This is a genomic window from Pseudomonas sp. E1MeOHC2 (assembly GCF_058745025.1).
The window spans coordinates 363,317-380,322 of record NZ_CP196675.1 but is presented as its reverse complement, the minus strand read 5'-3'; the positions used below and the strand labels follow the sequence as shown (position 1 = coordinate 380,322).

The window sequence follows — 17,006 nt, the reverse complement described above, 5'->3', positions numbered from 1 at the left end:
TTTCATTTCACGCCATCTTACTTATGCAGCTCTTCGGCCGCATACAGCGTGTTTTCCAGCAGACACGCCCGGGTCATCGGCCCGACACCACCCGGCACCGGCGTGATCCAGCCCGCGCGCGGCAGGGCTGTCTCGTAGACCACATCGCCGACCAGCTTGCCGTCGTCCTGGCGGTTGATGCCCACGTCGATGACGATGGCGCCTTCTTTGACCCACTCACCCTTGACCAGCCCCGGTTTGCCGGCAGCCACGACCACCAGGTCGGCCCGGCCGACGTGGCCGGCCAGGTCCTTGGTGAAGCGGTGGCAGACGGTCACGGTGCAACCGGCCAGCAGCAGTTCCATGGCCATGGGGCGGCCAACGATATTGGACGCGCCGACGATTACCGCATTCATGCCGTACAGGTCCTGACCGGTGCTTTCGAGCAGGGTCATGATGCCTTTTGGCGTGCACGGACGCAGCAGCGGGATGCGCTGGGCCAGGCGGCCGATGTTGTAGGGGTGGAAGCCATCGACATCCTTGTCCGGGCGAATGCGCTCCAGCAGCAGCGAGGCGTCAAGGTGTGCTGGCAGCGGCAGCTGCAGCAAGATACCGTCGACGGCCGGGTCATCATTGAGGCGGTCGATCAGATCGGTCAGGGTTTGCTGCGTGGTTTCGCTGGGCAGGTCGAACGCCTGGGAAATGAAGCCGACCTCTTCACAGTCCTTGCGCTTGTGCGAGACATAGACTTGGGAGGCGGGGTCGGTGCCGACCAGGATCACAGCCAGGCCCGGGGTGCGCAGGCCTTGCTGGCGACGCTCCACGACACGTTGAGCGATCTGCTGGCGCAGGCTGGCGGCGATCGCCTTGCCATCGATTAGGTGTGCAGTCATAGACGCGTGATTAACCATCGAGAAGGAAACAATAAAGAAGGCACATTCTCGCACGACACGACGCGAGGGCAAAGGCGGGTGGTCGGGCAAATCCCCTAACCCCTTAAATAATTTAAATTTTTTTGAGAAAGATGTTGACGACCTAGGAGCTCGGCTATAACATTCGCCGCACTTGTCGGGCACTGCCTAGCACTGGTTGGCAAAGTCGGGCAGAATGAGTGGTTTAGCGGTTCACTGCTAAAGCATCGTTCGGTTAGGCTGATCGCTTATGCGCCCGTAGCTCAGCTGGATAGAGCATCCGCCTTCTAAGCGGATGGTCGCAGGTTCGAGTCCTGCCGGGTGCGCCATCAGGCAGCTTAGGCAAGCAAGTAGATGTACCGCAATATGGTGGGCGTAGCTCAGTTGGTAGAGCGCCGGATTGTGATTCCGGTTGTCGTGGGTTCGATTCCCATCGTCCACCCCATATTCTGCAGAGGCGCCTTGATAGTATCTGGCGCCTTTGTTTTAAGCGTTACGCGGACGTGGTGAAATTGGTAGACACACTGGATTTAGGTTCCAGCGGCGCAAGCTGTAAGAGTTCGAGTCTCTTCGTCCGCACCATGCTTCTGTAAAGTTGTACCGCAACACCGCAATATGGTGGGCGTAGCTCAGTTGGTAGAGCGCCGGATTGTGATTCCGGTTGTCGTGGGTTCGATTCCCATCGTCCACCCCATATTTTTCGAAGGCGCCTTGATCGTGAGATCGGGCGCCTTTGTTTTTTTGTGCTGCGAAAAAGCCGCTGATTGCGGCTTTTTTTGTGTTTGCTGCGATGCGCCGCGCGGGCGGCGCTCGATCTCAAAGGCGCTACAGGGCTCAAATCGAATACTTCACACTCCCGCCCCTTGCAATCCTCTGGTGACACCCCAATAAAAGCTGATAGATTTCAGCCGGTTGAAACACCGGCCCCACGGTCGGCAGAGGAAAAACGCCATGATTGCAAAAGAAGCCCGTCAGGCCCTGGCGCTGCAGCGCTTCGCCGAAGCCAATCCGCAATTGCTCGAAGAAATCCGCGAGCTGGATGCGCGTGAGCAAGCCCAGCAGATCGAATGGGCATTCGAAGATGCGGCGCAGGAGCAGGGTGTCGAGCCTTGGGAGCTGGCGCTGCAACTGATTGCCGAAAGCCCCGAGCAGCTACAGGCCATGCGCCTGGAGACGCAGCGCGAGGTTGCCGAGGCCCTGGGTATGTCGTGGGAAGAGTACTGCCAGTTCAACGAGATCGACCCTCAATAAAGGAGGCGATTTTGTAGGCTGCAGTTGTTTGACAAGTTATTACGGCTGCGCGTCGCCAGCGGTGGCGCGCAGCCTCAATTGAAAGGGGCTCGGCGCTAAGCCGTGCGGGCCTTGCAAGTTAATCGACCGGCGTGGTTTCCCGTCGTCCCGAGTGGGGTGACTTCTGCTGCGCGACTCACTAGAATGCTTGCCCTTGATTCTGGAGTCGGGCTAACGCCGGCTAACGTCTGTGCAACGAGGAATATCCATGCAAGTTTCTGTTGAAAACACTTCCGCTCTCGAGCGCCGCATGACCATCGCCGTCCCGGCCGAGCGCGTCGAGACCGAAGTCAACAAGCGTCTGCAGCAGACTGCCCGTCGCGCCAAGGTTGCAGGTTTCCGTCCTGGCAAGGTGCCGATGAGCGTGATCCGTCAGCGTTTCGAAGCTGACGCTCGCCAGGAAGTGTTCGGTGATCTGGTCCAGTCTTCGTTCTACGAAGCTGTGGTCGAGCAGAAGCTGAACCCGGCCGGCGCTCCAGCCGTCGAGCCGAAGTCCTTCGAGAAAGGCAAGGACCTGGAATTCGTCGCTATCTTCGAAGTGTTCCCAGAGTTCACCGTTGCCGGCCTTGAGTCGATCAACGTCGAGCGCCTGAGCGCCGAAGTGGCTGATGCCGACCTGGACAAGATGCTGGAAGTCCTGCGCAAGCAGAACACCCGCTTCGAAGAAGTTGACCGCGCTGCGCAGAACGACGACCAGGTCAATATCGACTTCGTCGGCAAGGTCGACGGTGAAGTGTTCGCTGGCGGTTCGGCCAAGGGCACTCCGCTGGTACTGGGCTCCGGCCGCATGATCCCGGGCTTCGAAGAAGGCCTGGTAGGCGCCAAGGCTGGCGAAGAGCGCGTTGTCAACGTGACCTTCCCAGAGGACTATCAGAACCTGGACCTGGCCGGCAAGGCCGCCGAGTTCACTATCACCGTCAACAGTGTTTCGGCACCTGTGCTGCCTGAGCTGAACGAAGCCTTCTTCGCTCAGTTCGGTATCAAGGAATCGACCCTGGAAGGTTTCCGCGCCGAAGTTCGCAAGAACATGGAGCGTGAGCTGCGTCAGGCGATCAAGGCCAAGGTCAAGAACCAGGTCATGGACGGTCTGCTGGCCGCCAACCCGATCGAAGTGCCAAAAGCCCTGCTGGAAAACGAAGTCAACCGTCTGCGCGTGCAGGCTGTTCAGCAGTTCGGTGGCAACATCAAGCCTGAGCAACTGCCAGCCGAGCTGTTCGAAGAACAAGCCAAGCGCCGTGTGGTCCTGGGCCTGATCGTCGCTGAGGTGGTCAAGCAGTTCGAACTGAAGCCGGACGAAGGCAAGGTTCGTGAAATGATCGAAGAAATGGCTTCTGCCTACCAAGAGCCAGAGCAGGTCATCTCCTGGTACTACAAGAACGACCAGCAACTGAACGAAGTCCGTTCGGTTGTGCTGGAAGAGCAAGTTGTAGATACTGTTCTGCAGAAAGCGACTGTGACCGACAAGTCGGTCTCGTACGAAGAAGCCGTAAAGCCAGCTGAGGCACCTGCCGAAGCCGAGTAATACGCTACTCTCGTAGGAAACCCCCACAAGCCAGCCTTCGCGCTGGCTTGTGCGTATTCAAGCCATGACTATTTGGGAGTGAGCGCAGGACATGTCCCGCAATTCTTATATTCAGCAGAGCTCTGACATCCAGGCCGCAGGCGGCCTGGTCCCGATGGTTATCGAGCAGTCCGCCCGTGGCGAACGCGCCTACGACATCTACTCGCGCCTGTTGAAGGAGCGAGTGATTTTCCTGGTGGGTCCTGTAGAAGACTACATGGCCAACCTCGTCGTAGCGCAGATGCTGTTCCTCGAAGCGGAAAACCCGGACAAGGATATCCATCTGTACATCAACTCGCCGGGTGGTTCGGTCACCGCTGGCATGTCGATCTACGACACCATGCAGTTCATCAAGCCGGACGTTTCGACCATCTGCATCGGCCAGGCCTGCAGCATGGGCGCCTTCCTGTTGACCGCCGGTGCCAAGGGCAAGCGTCACTGCCTGCCGAACTCGCGCGTCATGATTCACCAGCCGCTCGGCGGCTTCCAGGGCCAGGCTACCGACATCCAGATCCACGCCCAGGAAATCCTCAGTATCAAGGCGCGTCTCAACGAGTTGCTGGCCTACCACACCGGCCAGGACCTCGAGACCATCCAGCGTGATACTGAGCGTGACAACTTCATGAGCGCCTCGCGCGCGGCCGAGTACGGCCTCATCGACTCGGTATACGACAAGCGGCAACTGGCCTCCTGATCCCAGGGGCCAGAGCAGGTAGGTGCCGAAAGCGCCTACCTGCGGACTTGAAAAAGCCCGCAATTGCCTTCATCTTGTGTTGCAAGCCTACCGGATTGGATCGATCGAATGACTGACACCCGTAACGGCGAGGACAGCGGCAAATTGCTCTATTGCTCCTTCTGCGGCAAAAGCCAGCACGAAGTGCGCAAATTGATTGCCGGGCCCTCGGTATTTATCTGCGACGAGTGCGTCGACCTGTGCAATGACATCATCCGTGAGGAGGTGCAGGAAGCCCAGGCCGAGAGCAGCGCGCACAAATTGCCTTCGCCGAAAGAAATCAGCGGCATCCTGGACCAGTACGTGATTGGTCAGGAGCGCGCGAAGAAGGTGCTGGCCGTAGCGGTGTACAACCACTACAAGCGCCTTAACCAGCGTGACAAGAAGGGCGACGAAGTCGAACTTGGCAAGAGCAACATCCTGCTCATCGGGCCTACTGGCTCGGGCAAGACCCTGCTCGCCGAAACCCTTGCGCGTCTGCTGAACGTACCGTTCACCATTGCCGATGCCACCACCCTGACCGAAGCCGGTTATGTGGGTGAGGACGTCGAGAACATCATTCAAAAGCTGCTGCAAAAGTGCGACTACGACGTGGAAAAAGCCCAGATGGGCATTGTCTACATCGACGAGATCGACAAGATTTCGCGCAAGTCGGACAACCCGTCCATCACCCGTGACGTCTCGGGCGAAGGCGTGCAGCAGGCGCTGTTGAAACTGATCGAAGGCACCGTTGCTTCGGTTCCACCGCAAGGTGGGCGCAAGCACCCGCAACAGGAATTCCTGCAGGTTGATACCCGCAACATCCTGTTCATTTGCGGTGGCGCGTTCTCTGGCCTGGAAAAGGTCATCCAGAACCGCTCCACCAAGGGTGGCATCGGTTTCAGCGCGGAAGTACGCAGCAAGGAAGAAGGCAAGAAAGTTGGCGAGTCCTTGCGTGAAGTCGAGCCGGACGATCTGGTCAAGTTTGGCCTGATCCCTGAGTTCGTTGGCCGTCTGCCAGTACTGGCGACGCTCGATGAGCTGGATGAGGCTGCTTTGATGCAGATCCTCACCGAGCCGAAGAACGCGCTGACCAAGCAGTATGCCAAGCTGTTCGAGATGGAAAGCGTTGACCTCGAGTTCCGCAGCGATGCACTCAAGGCCGTTGCTCGCAAGGCGTTGGAGCGCAAGACCGGCGCCCGTGGCCTGCGTTCGATCCTCGAAGGCGTGCTGCTCGACACCATGTACGAGATCCCTTCGCAGAAGGATGTCAGCAAGGTGGTGATCGATGAGAGTGTCATCGAGGGTACTTCGCAGCCGCTGATGATCTACGAGAACAGCGAGCCGCAAGCCAAGGCCGCACCTGACGCCTGATTCAGGTGAACGTCAGTTGTTGGTTGCAAGCAAGAAAGGGGCCTACGGGCCCCTTTCTGCTTTTCCTGCGCAAGCGCTTGTAATTTCCCAGGCGTGCCCCCACATTAGGTCCAAGCATCATTTCCACCGGTTTCCGGCCATAAAGGCCGCTGTTAGAGGCGAAATCATGAAGACCACCCTCGACTTGCCTCTTTTGCCATTGCGCGATGTCGTTGTTTACCCGCACATGGTCATCCCGCTGTTTGTGGGGCGCGAAAAATCCATTGAAGCCCTAGAGGCCGCGATGACGGGCGAGAAGCAGATTCTGCTGCTGGCCCAGAAAAACCCGGCCGATGACGATCCAGGCGAAGATGCCCTGTACCGCGTCGGCACCGTTGCCACCGTACTGCAATTGCTCAAGCTGCCCGATGGCACCGTCAAGGTGTTGGTCGAAGGCGAGCAGCGTGGCGCGGTAGAGCGCTTCACGGAAGTGGAAGGGCACATCCGTGCCGAAGTCTCCCTGATCGACGAAGTCGACGCCGCCGAGCGCGAGTCTGAGGTCTTCGTGCGCACGTTGCTGTCGCAGTTCGAACAGTACGTGCAACTGGGCAAAAAAGTCCCTGCCGAAGTGCTGTCCTCGTTGAACAGCATCGAAGAGCCTGGCCGCCTGGTCGATACCATGGCCGCGCACATGGCGCTGAAGATCGAACAGAAGCAGGAAATCCTCGAGATCGTCGACCTGGCGACCCGCGTCGAGCACGTGCTGGCGCTGCTGGATGCCGAGATCGACCTGTTGCAGGTCGAGAAGCGCATCCGTGGTCGGGTCAAGAAACAAATGGAGCGCAGCCAGCGCGAGTACTACCTGAATGAGCAGATGAAGGCCATTCAGAAGGAGCTCGGTGATGGCGACGAAGGCCACAACGAAGTCGAAGAGCTGAAAAAGCGCATCGAAGCGGCTGGCCTGCCCAAAGATGCCCTGACCAAAGCCCAGGCCGAGCTGAACAAGCTCAAGCAGATGTCGCCGATGTCGGCCGAGGCCACGGTGGTTCGCTCTTACCTCGACTGGCTTGTGCAGGTGCCGTGGAAGGCCCAGAGCAAGGTGCGCCTGGACCTGGCCAAGGCTGAAGAAATCCTCGATGCCGACCACTATGGCCTCGAAGAGGTCAAGGAACGTATCCTCGAATACCTTGCCGTGCAAAAGCGCGTCAAGAAAATCCGCGGCCCGGTGCTGTGCCTGGTTGGCCCGCCTGGCGTGGGCAAGACCTCGCTGGCCGAGTCGATCGCTGCCGCCACCAACCGCAAGTTCGTACGCATGGCCTTGGGCGGCGTGCGTGACGAGGCCGAGATCCGTGGCCATCGTCGCACCTACATTGGCTCCATGCCGGGTCGTCTGATTCAGAAGATGACCAAGGTAGGGGTGCGTAACCCGCTGTTCCTGCTCGACGAAATCGACAAGATGGGCAGCGACATGCGTGGCGACCCTGCCTCCGCATTGCTCGAGGTGCTCGACCCCGAGCAGAACCACAACTTCAACGACCACTACCTGGAAGTCGATTACGACCTCTCGGATGTGATGTTCCTGTGCACCTCGAACTCGATGAACATCCCGCCGGCACTGCTGGACCGGATGGAAGTCATCCGTCTGCCGGGCTACACCGAAGACGAGAAGATCAACATCGCGGTCAAGTACCTGGTGCCCAAGCAGGTCAAGGCCAACGGTTTGAAGAAGGAAGAGCTCGAGATCGACGTCTCGGCGATCCGCGACATCATCCGCTACTACACCCGCGAAGCCGGTGTGCGGGGCCTGGAGCGGCAGATTGCCAAGGTCTGCCGCAAGGTGGTCAAGGAACATACCGGGCAGAAGCAGGTCAAGGTCAAGGTGGCCAGCGAGCAGCTCGAACACCTGTTGGGCGTGCGCAAGTTCCGCTACGGCCTTGCCGAGCAGCAGGACCAGATCGGCCAGGTGACCGGCTTGGCATGGACCCAGGTGGGTGGCGAACTGCTGACCATCGAGGCTGTGGTCATTCCCGGCAAGGGCCAACTGATCAAGACCGGCTCTCTGGGCGATGTCATGGTCGAGTCGATCACTGCCGCGCAGACCGTGGTGCGCAGCCGCGCCCGCAGCCTGGGCATTGCAGCCGACTTCCATGAGAAGCACGATGTGCACATCCACATGCCAGAAGGTGCCACGCCCAAGGATGGCCCGAGTGCCGGCGTTGGCATGTGCACTGCGCTGGTTTCGGCGCTGACGCAGATTCCGGTGCGTGCCGACGTGGCCATGACCGGTGAAATCACCCTGCGTGGCCAGGTGTTGGCCATTGGCGGTTTGAAGGAAAAACTGCTGGCGGCACACCGTGGCGGCATCAAGACGGTGATCATTCCCGAGGAGAATGTTCGCGATCTGAAGGAGATTCCGGAAAATATCAAACAGGATCTTCAGATCAAACCGGTCAAATGGATTGACGAAGTCCTGCAAATTGCGCTGCAATACGCCCCGGAGCCCTTGCCAGATGTGGCTCCGGAGATTGTCGCGAAGGATGAGAAGCGCGACAGCGATGCTAAGGAAAGAATCAGCACGCATTAGTAGTTTTTGGCTGGGGGGCTTTCCTTGACAGTTTTTTCGGGGCCTTGCTATAAAGCGGCACGCTATTGTTATCAGGCCACCCAGCGCTCGTTTCATACGCTTTTCATTACATACTTAGAAACAAACTCAATAGAGAAATAAGGGGACTTAGAGTGAACAAGTCGGAACTGATTGACGCTATCGCCGCTTCTGCAGACATCCCGAAAGCTGTAGCCGGCCGCGCGCTGGACGCAGTAATTGACTCCGTGACCGGTGCCCTGAAAGCAGGTGACGACGTGGTACTGGTAGGTTTCGGTACCTTCTCGGTCAAGGATCGCGCCGAGCGCACCGGCCGCAACCCGCAAACTGGTAAGGCAATCAAGATTGAAGCTGCCAAGGTTCCAGGCTTCAAGGCTGGCAAAGGCCTGAAAGACGCCGTCAACTAAGTCGTCTCTTTCAGCCGGACCCGGCCTGGCCAGGTCCGAGCACGTGAGGCGGGTCGCAAACGTTCCCGCCTGACACGTTTGCTAAGAAAAGGCGCATCCTCGGATGCGCCTTTCTTTTATCAGGATTCTACCCACGCTCCGCGGTTGTCGACGCAGTGGTACAGCCGTTTCTGGGGGACGCATGCTGCAAAATATCAGGGACAATTCACAAGGTTGGATTGCCAAGACCATCATCGGCCTTATCGTCGTGTTGATGGCGTTGACCGGCTTCGAGGCCATTTTCCAGGCAGCCAGCCATAGCCAGGACGCCGCCAAGGTGAACGGCCAGACCATCAGCCAGAACGAGCTGAGCCAGGCGGCCGACATGCAGCGCCGCCAGCTGGTGCAACAGTTGGGCAAGGATTTTGACCCTGCGCTGCTGGATGACAAGCTGCTGCGAGATGAGGCGCTCAAGGGCCTGGTCACGCGCAAGCTGCTGTTGCAAGGTGCCGAAGATGCCAAGTTCGCCTTCTCCGAAGCCGCGCTGGATCAAGTGATCCTGCAGACTCCGGAGTTCCAGGTTGACGGCAAGTTCAACGCCGATCGTTTCGACCAGGTCATTCGCCAGATGGGCTACGGCCGCCTGCAATTCCGCGACATGCTCGCCGAAGAAATGCTCATCGGCCAGCTGCGCACCGGCCTTGCCGGCAGCAGCTTCGTCACTGACAAGCAGGTCGAAGCGTTCGCCCGTTTGGAGAAGCAGACCCGTGCTTTCGCCTCCCTGACCTTCAAGGCCGACCCGGCCGCGGTGAACGTCAGCGATGACGAGGTCAAGGCGCACTACGACAAGCATGCCAAGGAGTTCATGTCGCCTGACCAGGTGGTGATCGACTACATCGAGCTGAAGAAGTCGGTGTTCTTCGACCAGGTCAAGGTTAGCGACGACGAGCTCAAGGCCCAGTACGAGAAAGAGATCGCCAACCTCGCCGAGCAGCGCCATGCCGCGCACATTCTCATCGAGGTCAACGACAAGGTCACCGACGCCCAGGCCAAAGCCCGTGCCGAAGAGATCGAGCAGCGCCTGGCCAAGGGTGAAGACTTCGCCGCACTGGCCAAGGAGTTCTCCCAGGACCCAGGTTCGGCCAACAGCGGTGGTGACCTCGGCTTCGCCGGCCCAGGCGTGTACGACCCGGCCTTCGAGGATGCGTTGTACCAGCTGAAGGATGGCCAGGTATCGGCCCCGGTTCGCACCGAGTTCGGTTATCACCTGATCAAGCTGCTGGGTGTTGAAGCGCCGGAAGTGCCAAGCTTCGCCAGCCTCAAGGACAAGCTCACCCGTGACCTGAAGATCCCGCTGGTCGAACAGCGCTACGTCGACGCCAGCAAGCAGCTGCAGGATGCGGCCTACGAGGCGTCTGACCTGGGTCAGCCAGCACAGGACCTGAACCTGAAGGTGCAAACCTCCGCAGCGTTCGGTCGTGAGGGCGGCGAAGGCATCACTGCCAACCGTGCTGTGGTTCAGGCGGCGTTCTCCGAGGAAGTGCTGGAGGAGGGTGCCAACAGCACCGCCATCGAGCTCGATCCGGAAACCACCGTCGTGCTGCGCGTCAAGGAGCACCGCAAGCCGGAGCAACTGCCGCTGGAAGCGGTGGCCAAGACCATCAGCGAACACCTGGCCAAAGAGAAGGCGACTGCCGAGCTCAAGACCAAGGCGGACAAGCTGATTGCCGGCCTGCGTGATGGCTCCATCGCCGCTGACAGCGTCCATGAAGGCCAGGGCTGGAAAGCCTATGAGGCGGTGACCCGTGGTGAGGACGGTATCGACCCGGCCGAGCTGCAGGCCGTGTTCCGCCTGGGCAAGCCGCAAGCCAAGGACAAGCCGGTGTACGGCAGTGTGGTCCTGGGCGATGGCAGCCTGGTCGTCTTGCAGCTTAAAGGTGTCAACGAAGGCGCCGCCGCCACCGATGAAGAGAAGCAGCAGATCCGCCGCTACCTCGCTTCGCGTGCTGGCCAGCAGGACTTCGCTGCCTATCGCAAGCAGTTGGAAGCCAATGCTGATATCACCCGTTACTGAGTGATCGTTGCATGACAAGACAGGCCGCGTAATGCGGCCTGTCTTGTTTTTGGCCCTTTGTAGGAGCGGCCTCCTAACGCTTCGCCCCTTCATAGTTGTCCAGCGTATCCCGCGCAATCTCCCGCCCCAGGGCAATCAGTTCTGGTGCCTTGTAGAACTCGAAAAACCGGCAAACCCGCTTGGGCACGTTGATCAGCACGTCGGGTGGATACCCTGCGATCTTGTACTGCGCCAATGAGGTCTGCATGACCTCGAAGCTCTGGTTGATCAGGTCCAGCAGTGAGGCAGGCCCGACGTTGTCGATGATGAATGAGCCGGTGGCTGACTTGGGCGCACCTTCGCGTTCGGGCGCCGCCGCCGGCTGCTGGCCTTCCGGGTCTGCGGTGCCCGCCAGCCAAGGGCTGGGCGGCGCCAGCCCTTCGGCAACGATCTCCTGTTCGATACGTATCAGTTCTTCTGCAGGCTTGCGCCGGAAGGGCAGGCGTGAACCCAGGGAGCTGAGCAGCGCATCGAAGCGCATCTTGAAGGCTGCCGGGCGTTCGATCACGGGCAAGTGGTACTGCTTCTGGTTGGTGGCGTTGAGGTTGACGGCGATGATCAGGTCGCAGTGGCTGGACACCACCGGCACAATCGGCAGCGGGTTGAGAATGCCGCCATCGACCAGCATGCGGTTGCCCTGCATCACCGGCGTGAACAGGCTGGGGATTGCCGCCGAAGCGCGCATGGCCTGGTGCAGGCAGCCCTCCTGAAACCAGATTTCCTGCTGGTTGGTAAGGTCGGTGGCCACTGCGGTGTAAGGGATACGCAACTGCTCGATATTGATTTCGCCGACGATCTTGCGGATCTGGCCGAATACCTTGTCACCACGGATTGCACCGAGGCGAAAGCTGACGTCCACCAGGCGCAGCACATCCAGGTAGTCGAGGCTTTCGATCCAGTTGCGATACTCCTCAAGCTTGCCAGCAGCGTAGATGCCGCCAATCACCGCCCCCATGGAGCAGCCGGCGATGCAGGCGATGTCGTAACCGCGCCGCTCTATTTCTTCGATCACACCGATGTGCGCATACCCTCTTGCACCACCCGATCCCAGTACCAGCGCCACTCGTTTGCTCATGATTTTCCCTCGGCCTGTGCAACCATGGTTTAACAATGCACCCATTGCTGCCTGTGCTTCAATGTAGACCGCGCTGATCTACGCTAAGCAAAGCCCCGCGCGGGCACTTTTTGATTGCCCGTGCGTCGAACAGCCACTCTTTTCACTTTGAGGAATTACCGATGAAAGCCTGGATCTACCTTCCACTGATTGCCCTGGCCCTTGCTGGCTGTGCGGGCAAGACGGCCTACCGTGACAGCTGCGCGACCCAGCTGGATGCCGCCTGGAAGGAGCTCGACCTGGCCAAGGCCGAAGGTTTTGCCGGTACTGTGAGTTATTCGAAGGCCTTGTCGCTGCTGACCGGCGCCAAGACCCAACAGCAGTTCGAAGGTTTTGAAGGTTGTACCAAAAAGGCCGAGAAGGCGCGTTTCTACATTCGTGAGTCGCGCGCTGGCCGCTGACCGAGGAGCGTTCCATGTCTGCCATGCTCGATCATGTGGTGTCACAGATTCTGGCCTTGCAGGTGCGCCTGCTGGCCTGCCGCGAGCGCCTTGCCGCCGACACCGACAGTGAGGCACTGCACGACCTGCGCATCGCTGTACGGCGCTTGCGCAGCCTGCTGCGGCCGCTGCAAGGGTTACCGGGTGTCGAGCAACTGGAGGACGCCGCCAAGGCCCTGGGCACGTTGACAACGCCGTTACGTGACCGTGAAGTGCTGGCGGCCGAGTTGCTCGGGCGGGGCATGACCGAGGCGGGGCTGCAACGGCTGGCGGGGCGTGGCAAGGCCTTTGCCAGTGTGGCAGGCAGCGCGCAACTGACCCGTCTGCTGGTGATCGTGGATGCGTTCCCGTTGTTCCTGCGCGCCGCTGATCGCGAGGGCCTGGTCGATGCGCTGGACAAGCGCATCGACAAGCGCCTGGACAAGCAATGGCGCAAGCTGCGCAAGGCGCTGGCTGACCCTGCCCATGATCGGCATCGGCTGCGGTTGTTGATCAAGCGTGCACGCTATGGCGATGAGGCCTATCCGCAACTTGAGCATGCCGGAAAAAAACTGCAAGGCTTGTTGAAAAAGGCTCAGGGTGATCTGGGTACGTGGCATGACCGTCTGCAATGGTTGCTGCAGGCCCGCGAGCATGCCGAGCTGGCCGCGTGCACACTCGACTGGGAGCAGCAGCTGCATGAGGCCGAAGGCAAATCCGATGTCACGCTGGATGCCTTGCAGGCAGCGTTGAAGCAGCGATAGCCCGGCAAATGACCGATTCAGGGCCTGATCGGTGCGCACTGGCTGGTTAGTATGATTCGATGCAGGGCGCGTGAACGGCGTGGCCCGGATCGACACGGTGCAGGAGCCCACTTGCCATGAATTTCACCCAATTGCTCGACGCCGTTCGAGCCAATCCTCAATCGGTTTCGGTGCCTGCTTCGTGGGCCCAGGGCCGCGCAGCCTTCGGTGGATTGATGGCCGCCATGGTCTACGAGGCGATGCGCCTGAAACTGGCCGATGACCGCCCGGTGCGTTCCTTGGCCATCAGCTTCGTCGCGCCTGCGGCGGCGGATGTGCCTATTCGTTTCGAAGTCGAAGTGCTGCGTGAGGGCAAGGCAGTCAGTACCTTGCTCGGCCGTGCGGTGCAGGACGGGCAGGTCGTAACGCTGGTGCAGGGCAATTTCGGTGCTGGCCGCCCCTCGGTGGTGGACGTCCCGGCGCAGCCTGCTTTCGCCATGAAACCGTTGGCGCAAGCCGGCCCTGAGCTTCCCTATATCAAAGGGCTGACACCGGAGTTCATGCGCCATATAGCCCTGCGTTGGGCCGTGGGTGGGCTGCCGTTCAGTGGCAACGATTCACGGCATACGGGCGGTTGGGTGAGGCTGCGGGACATCGCTGACGAGCCGCTGAACGTGTCTCACCTGCTGGCCCTGGTCGACGCCTGGCCGCCTAGCCTGTTGCCTTACCTGAAGCAACCGGCAGCGGGTAGTACGCTGACCTGGACCATCGAATTCATCCAGCCAACGCCCACGCTCTCGACACTGGACTGGTGCCGCTACTGCGTCGAGACCGAGCACGCGCGTGATGGTTATGGGCATGCCGCAGCGGCCCTGTGGTCGGCAGAAGGCGAGCTACTGGCGTTGAGCCGGCAGACGGTCACGGTTTTTGCGTAGCCCACAAGCCGGTGACAGTGTTCAGTGGCGGTGCTTGTGCCGTTCGCGCCAGGCGCGCCACCAAGCGCCGCTCAGCACAAAGCGTGGGAAGGTGATGAACTGTTCGGTCAGCAAGCGCTGCACAGCGTCCTTGCGGTTGGCGAACGGCTCGGGTTGCTCGGCCTCCAGGCGATGCCCCTGGCGCTGCAGGCCCAGGCCTGCAATCACGCAAATGACGCCCACGGCAATCTGACCCAGGTCCAGGGCGAACAGGCCGGACAGCATCAGCAGCGCGCCGAGAGCGAACAGCGGCACGGCGATCAAGTGCAGCACCAGGTTGGCCGGGTGGCGATGATTATGGTGATAGCCACGCCATTGCCAGGCGGGCAGGTTGGGCAGGCGTTTGCTCATGGGCAGTTCCTCTCGGTCATGCCCAAAGCTTAGTGCGGCCCCCGGGAGGAGGCCAATCGAGGCTGGCTATCGTGACGGGTAATGCTGACTATAGCTTGAGCTGGCCAATCGCCTTGTTCAGCTCGCCGGCCAGGGTCGCCAGTTCGTTGCTGGTGGTGGCCGAACCAACGGTCTGTTGCACGGTGTGTTCGGTGACATCGCGGATGCTGACCACGGCCCGGTTCATTTCTTCGGCCACCTGGCTCTGCTGCTCTGCCGCCACGGCGATCTGGGTGTTGCTTTCGCGCATCTGCGCGACCGCACCGGTAATCTCGGCCAGCGCCTCGCCAGCGGCCTGGGCCTGCCTGACGCAATCGTCGGCTTTGTACGAGCTCTCCTGCATGAACTCAACCGCATCGCGGGTGCCGGATTGAAGCGCAGAGACCATGGCGGTGATCTCGTCAGTGGAGGTCTGCACGCGCTTTGCCAGGTTGCGTACCTCGTCGGCGACCACCGCGAAGCCGCGGCCAAGATCACCGGCACGGGCTGCCTCGATGGCAGCATTGAGTGCCAGCAAGTTGGTTTGTTCGGCAATGCTGTGAATCACCCCGACCACGCCATTGATTTTCTGGCTGTCCTCGGCCAGTTGGCGAATCATCTCGGCGGTCTGTTGCACGCCGCTGGACAGCCCGGAAATCGAATCTTGAACGCGGCTGACCACCTCTTGGCCACTGCCAGCGAGGGTATCTGCGGTCTGCGACAGATCGCGAGTGGCACCGGCATGCTGGGCGATGTGGTGCACAGTGGCGGACATCTCGTTGATGGCGGTGGCGGCCTGGTCGGTCTCGCTCTGCTGGCCGAGCATGCCGTGGCGTACGTCGTTCATGCTCGCCGCCAGGCGCGCGGCGCCGGAGTCGAGTTGCGCGGCGGTGAGGGCCACGGTGCTGACCACGCGGTGGTAGGTGGCCTGCATGGCGTTGAAGGCGCCCGCCATCTGGCCGACTTCGTCGCCACACGCCAGGGGGACGCGCCCCGACAAATCGCCGGTCTTCTCCACGTGCAGCATGACGTCTTTGAGGGTGTTGAGCTGGCTGAGCAGAAAGCGGATCAGCAACTGCGAGGCGCCGAGCATGGCCAGCATCAGTATCAGCACACAGACGGCATAGTTGGTGAAGCGGTCGATGAACACCTGACGCACGCTCGGTGACTGGGCCAGCACGGCCACCTGCTGGTCGCCGTTGTGCAGCACCTGGGCGCCGCGCAGCGGGTTATCGCCCAGCAGCCATGCGGCGGGCAGATCGACCCAGCCCTGGGCGTTGCGCAGGGCTTCGAGCGGTTCGCCGGCAAAGCTTGGTGTCTGGCCCGGCAACCAGCTGATGACATTGGCTTGCCGGGGCAGTGCTTGCCCGGCGGGCCAGGCTGACAACAACTGGGCCTGTGCCGCGGCCTGGGCTTGAGCGGCGTCCGCGCGGGCGCGCTGCTCAAGATGCACGGCGTAGAGCACCAGCAAGAGGGTCGTGACAAAGGCCACCGCATTGACGGCCCAAAATTTGTACTTCAGGGAAACATTGCTAAGCCAGGCACCCATGGGCAGGTCTTCTCTGAGTTGAGCGGAAACAATATTGGCAAGGTGCCATCATTGTGCCTGCTCACGCTAGAAGCCCTTTTGATGTGTATCAAGAAAAATCAGAGCATGGAGCGGCTTGGCCAAGCCGAAAGAATGCCCGTGCCGCTGCGGTTGTATGGGCTGCCGTGTGTTCCACGGACTCGCCTCGGTGTAGCGCCACCTCCCTTAGCACCTGGGGCAGAAACGCTGGCTCGTTACGGCCGTTTTTCGGCTTGGGCCTCAGGCTGCGCGGCAGCAGGTACGGCGCATCGCTCTCCAGCATCAGGCGTCCCTCAGGGATGTTGCCGACCAGGGGGTGCAGGTGCGTGCCACGGCGTTCGTCACAAATCCAGCCGGTAATGCCAATGTGCAGGTCCAGGTCCAGATACGCGAACAGTGCTTCGCGTTCGCCGGTAAAGCAATGCACCACGGCGCCGGTCAAGTGGTCCCGATAATCCTTGAGGATGGCCAGCAATCGCTCGCTGGCGTCTCGTTCGTGCAGAAACACCGGCAAGCCCAGTTCGGCGGCCAGCGCCAGTTGGGCCTCCAGGGCCTTTTCCTGTAGTGGGCGAGGGGAGAAGTCGCGGTTGAAGTCCAGGCCGCACTCACCGACTGCGCGCACGCGTTGCTCATTCAGCAACTGACGCAGTTGTCGCTCGCTGCCGGCGTCCCAAGACTTGGCATCGTGGGGGTGTACGCCAGCGGTGGCGAACAGGTGTTCGGCGGCCGCGTCCAACTGCTGGCACAGCTCCAGTGCCTGCTCGCTGACCGCAAGGCTGGTACCGGTCAGGATCATCTGTGCCACGCCGGCTTCGATGGCGCGCTCGACGATGGCGGCCTGTTGGTCGTGGAAACTGCTGTTGGTCAGGTTGACGCCGATATCGATCAGTTGCATGGTGCTACCTCGTGCCGC

At 60.6% G+C, this 17,006-nt stretch carries 15 protein-coding genes and 4 tRNA genes; 14 read left to right on the top strand and 5 right to left on the bottom strand.

The features are described from left to right. Positions 1 to 17: 17 nt before the first annotated feature. Positions 18 to 872: a bifunctional methylenetetrahydrofolate dehydrogenase/methenyltetrahydrofolate cyclohydrolase FolD gene (gene folD / locus ACSSU5_RS01660; RefSeq protein ID WP_264312572.1), complete on the bottom strand. Its 855-nt coding sequence runs from the start codon at positions 870 to 872 to the stop codon at positions 18 to 20. Positions 873 to 1,142: 270 nt separating this feature from the next. Here folD and ACSSU5_RS01655 point away from each other — a divergent pair. The 11 genes from ACSSU5_RS01655 to ACSSU5_RS01605 all read left to right on the top strand — a co-directional run bounded on the left by ACSSU5_RS01655 (position 1,143) and on the right by ACSSU5_RS01605 (position 10,868). Continuing rightward, positions 1,143 to 1,219 (top strand) — tRNA-Arg (locus ACSSU5_RS01655). Positions 1,220 to 1,259: 40 nt separating this feature from the next. Further along, positions 1,260 to 1,335: transfer RNA gene (locus ACSSU5_RS01650), tRNA-His, on the top strand. A 52-nt stretch (positions 1,336 to 1,387) separates the two neighbouring features. Then, positions 1,388 to 1,472, top strand: a tRNA-Leu gene (locus ACSSU5_RS01645). 36 nt (positions 1,473 to 1,508) lie between these two features. Then, positions 1,509 to 1,584: transfer RNA gene (locus ACSSU5_RS01640), tRNA-His, on the top strand. Positions 1,585 to 1,841: 257 nt separating this feature from the next. Next, complete coding sequence (locus ACSSU5_RS01635) at positions 1,842 to 2,141, top strand: DUF6388 family protein (protein ID WP_264312573.1); 300 nt, start codon at positions 1,842 to 1,844, stop codon at positions 2,139 to 2,141. Positions 2,142 to 2,388: 247 nt separating this feature from the next. Continuing rightward, the gene (gene tig, locus ACSSU5_RS01630; protein WP_492560461.1) at positions 2,389 to 3,702 is read left to right on the top strand and encodes a trigger factor; all 1,314 of its coding nucleotides are present in this window, start codon (positions 2,389 to 2,391) and stop codon (positions 3,700 to 3,702) included. Positions 3,703 to 3,793: 91 nt separating this feature from the next. Further along, on the top strand, positions 3,794 to 4,435 hold the full coding sequence (clpP, locus tag ACSSU5_RS01625) for an ATP-dependent Clp endopeptidase proteolytic subunit ClpP (protein ID WP_012271562.1): 642 nt from the start codon (positions 3,794 to 3,796) through the stop codon (positions 4,433 to 4,435). Between the two features lie 108 nt (positions 4,436 to 4,543). After that, the gene (gene clpX / locus ACSSU5_RS01620; RefSeq protein WP_033699106.1) at positions 4,544 to 5,827 is read left to right on the top strand and encodes an ATP-dependent Clp protease ATP-binding subunit ClpX; all 1,284 of its coding nucleotides are present in this window, start codon (positions 4,544 to 4,546) and stop codon (positions 5,825 to 5,827) included. Positions 5,828 to 5,993: 166 nt separating this feature from the next. Next, positions 5,994 to 8,390 carry an endopeptidase La gene (lon, locus tag ACSSU5_RS01615; protein WP_264312575.1) on the top strand — a complete coding sequence of 799 codons (2,397 nt, stop codon included), beginning with the start codon at positions 5,994 to 5,996 and terminating at the stop codon, positions 8,388 to 8,390. A 152-nt stretch (positions 8,391 to 8,542) separates the two neighbouring features. Then, positions 8,543 to 8,815: an HU family DNA-binding protein gene (locus ACSSU5_RS01610; protein WP_172220696.1), complete on the top strand. Its 273-nt coding sequence runs from the start codon at positions 8,543 to 8,545 to the stop codon at positions 8,813 to 8,815. Positions 8,816 to 8,996: 181 nt separating this feature from the next. Next, positions 8,997 to 10,868 (top strand): SurA N-terminal domain-containing protein, encoded by a 1,872-nt coding sequence (locus tag ACSSU5_RS01605; protein ID WP_492560460.1) that lies wholly within the window; start codon positions 8,997 to 8,999, stop codon positions 10,866 to 10,868. A gap of 73 nt (positions 10,869 to 10,941) precedes the next feature. On the opposite strand, the gene ACSSU5_RS01600 is transcribed toward ACSSU5_RS01605, so the two are convergent. After that, positions 10,942 to 11,982: a patatin-like phospholipase family protein gene (locus tag ACSSU5_RS01600; protein WP_264312577.1), complete on the bottom strand. Its 1,041-nt coding sequence runs from the start codon at positions 11,980 to 11,982 to the stop codon at positions 10,942 to 10,944. Positions 11,983 to 12,143: 161 nt separating this feature from the next. On the opposite strand from ACSSU5_RS01600, the gene ACSSU5_RS01595 reads away from it, so the two are divergent. The 3 genes from ACSSU5_RS01595 (at position 12,144) to ACSSU5_RS01585 (ending at position 14,118) form a co-directional block, all read left to right on the top strand. Beyond that, positions 12,144 to 12,422: a hypothetical protein gene (locus tag ACSSU5_RS01595; protein WP_264312578.1), complete on the top strand. Its 279-nt coding sequence runs from the start codon at positions 12,144 to 12,146 to the stop codon at positions 12,420 to 12,422. Between the two features lie 14 nt (positions 12,423 to 12,436). Further along, positions 12,437 to 13,204 carry a CHAD domain-containing protein gene (locus tag ACSSU5_RS01590; protein ID WP_264312579.1) on the top strand — a complete coding sequence of 256 codons (768 nt, stop codon included), beginning with the start codon at positions 12,437 to 12,439 and terminating at the stop codon, positions 13,202 to 13,204. Positions 13,205 to 13,320: 116 nt separating this feature from the next. After that, positions 13,321 to 14,118 carry an acyl-CoA thioesterase gene (locus tag ACSSU5_RS01585; RefSeq protein ID WP_492560459.1) on the top strand — a complete coding sequence of 266 codons (798 nt, stop codon included), beginning with the start codon at positions 13,321 to 13,323 and terminating at the stop codon, positions 14,116 to 14,118. A gap of 21 nt (positions 14,119 to 14,139) precedes the next feature. Here ACSSU5_RS01585 and ACSSU5_RS01580 read toward each other — a convergent pair whose 3' ends face one another. The 3 genes from ACSSU5_RS01580 to ACSSU5_RS01570 form a co-directional block, all read right to left on the bottom strand. Further along, a complete protein-coding gene (locus ACSSU5_RS01580) occupies positions 14,140 to 14,508 on the bottom strand; it encodes an Mpo1-like protein (RefSeq protein ID WP_492560458.1) in 369 nt (122 codons plus the stop codon). 88 nt (positions 14,509 to 14,596) lie between these two features. Further along, entirely contained in the window at positions 14,597 to 16,075 is a 1,479-nt protein-coding gene (locus ACSSU5_RS01575) for a methyl-accepting chemotaxis protein (protein ID WP_492560457.1), read from the bottom strand. 88 nt (positions 16,076 to 16,163) lie between these two features. Next, positions 16,164 to 16,988, bottom strand: a complete 825-nt coding sequence (locus ACSSU5_RS01570) for a TatD family hydrolase (protein WP_264312583.1) — start codon at positions 16,986 to 16,988, stop codon at positions 16,164 to 16,166. Between the last annotated feature and the right edge of the window lie 18 nt (positions 16,989 to 17,006).

Bases quoted from the DNA above. Each gene is read 5' to 3' on its own strand.
- lon (WP_264312575.1), top strand. From the start codon at position 5,994: ATGAAGACCACCCTCGACTTGCCTCTTTTGCCATTGCGCGATGTCGTT.
- clpP (WP_012271562.1), top strand. From the start codon at position 3,794: ATGTCCCGCAATTCTTATATTCAGCAGAGCTCTGACATCCAGGCCGCA.
- ACSSU5_RS01605 (WP_492560460.1), top strand. From the start codon at position 8,997: ATGCTGCAAAATATCAGGGACAATTCACAAGGTTGGATTGCCAAGACC.
- ACSSU5_RS01590 (WP_264312579.1), top strand. From the start codon at position 12,437: ATGTCTGCCATGCTCGATCATGTGGTGTCACAGATTCTGGCCTTGCAG.
- ACSSU5_RS01570 (WP_264312583.1), bottom strand. From the start codon at position 16,988: ATGCAACTGATCGATATCGGCGTCAACCTGACCAACAGCAGTTTCCAC.
- ACSSU5_RS01585 (WP_492560459.1), top strand. From the start codon at position 13,321: ATGAATTTCACCCAATTGCTCGACGCCGTTCGAGCCAATCCTCAATCG.
- ACSSU5_RS01575 (WP_492560457.1), bottom strand. From the start codon at position 16,075: ATGGGTGCCTGGCTTAGCAATGTTTCCCTGAAGTACAAATTTTGGGCC.
- tig (WP_492560461.1), top strand. From the start codon at position 2,389: ATGCAAGTTTCTGTTGAAAACACTTCCGCTCTCGAGCGCCGCATGACC.
- ACSSU5_RS01580 (WP_492560458.1), bottom strand. From the start codon at position 14,508: ATGAGCAAACGCCTGCCCAACCTGCCCGCCTGGCAATGGCGTGGCTAT.
- folD (WP_264312572.1), bottom strand. From the start codon at position 872: ATGACTGCACACCTAATCGATGGCAAGGCGATCGCCGCCAGCCTGCGC.
- ACSSU5_RS01635 (WP_264312573.1), top strand. From the start codon at position 1,842: ATGATTGCAAAAGAAGCCCGTCAGGCCCTGGCGCTGCAGCGCTTCGCC.
- clpX (WP_033699106.1), top strand. From the start codon at position 4,544: ATGACTGACACCCGTAACGGCGAGGACAGCGGCAAATTGCTCTATTGC.
- ACSSU5_RS01595 (WP_264312578.1), top strand. From the start codon at position 12,144: ATGAAAGCCTGGATCTACCTTCCACTGATTGCCCTGGCCCTTGCTGGC.
- ACSSU5_RS01600 (WP_264312577.1), bottom strand. From the start codon at position 11,982: ATGAGCAAACGAGTGGCGCTGGTACTGGGATCGGGTGGTGCAAGAGGG.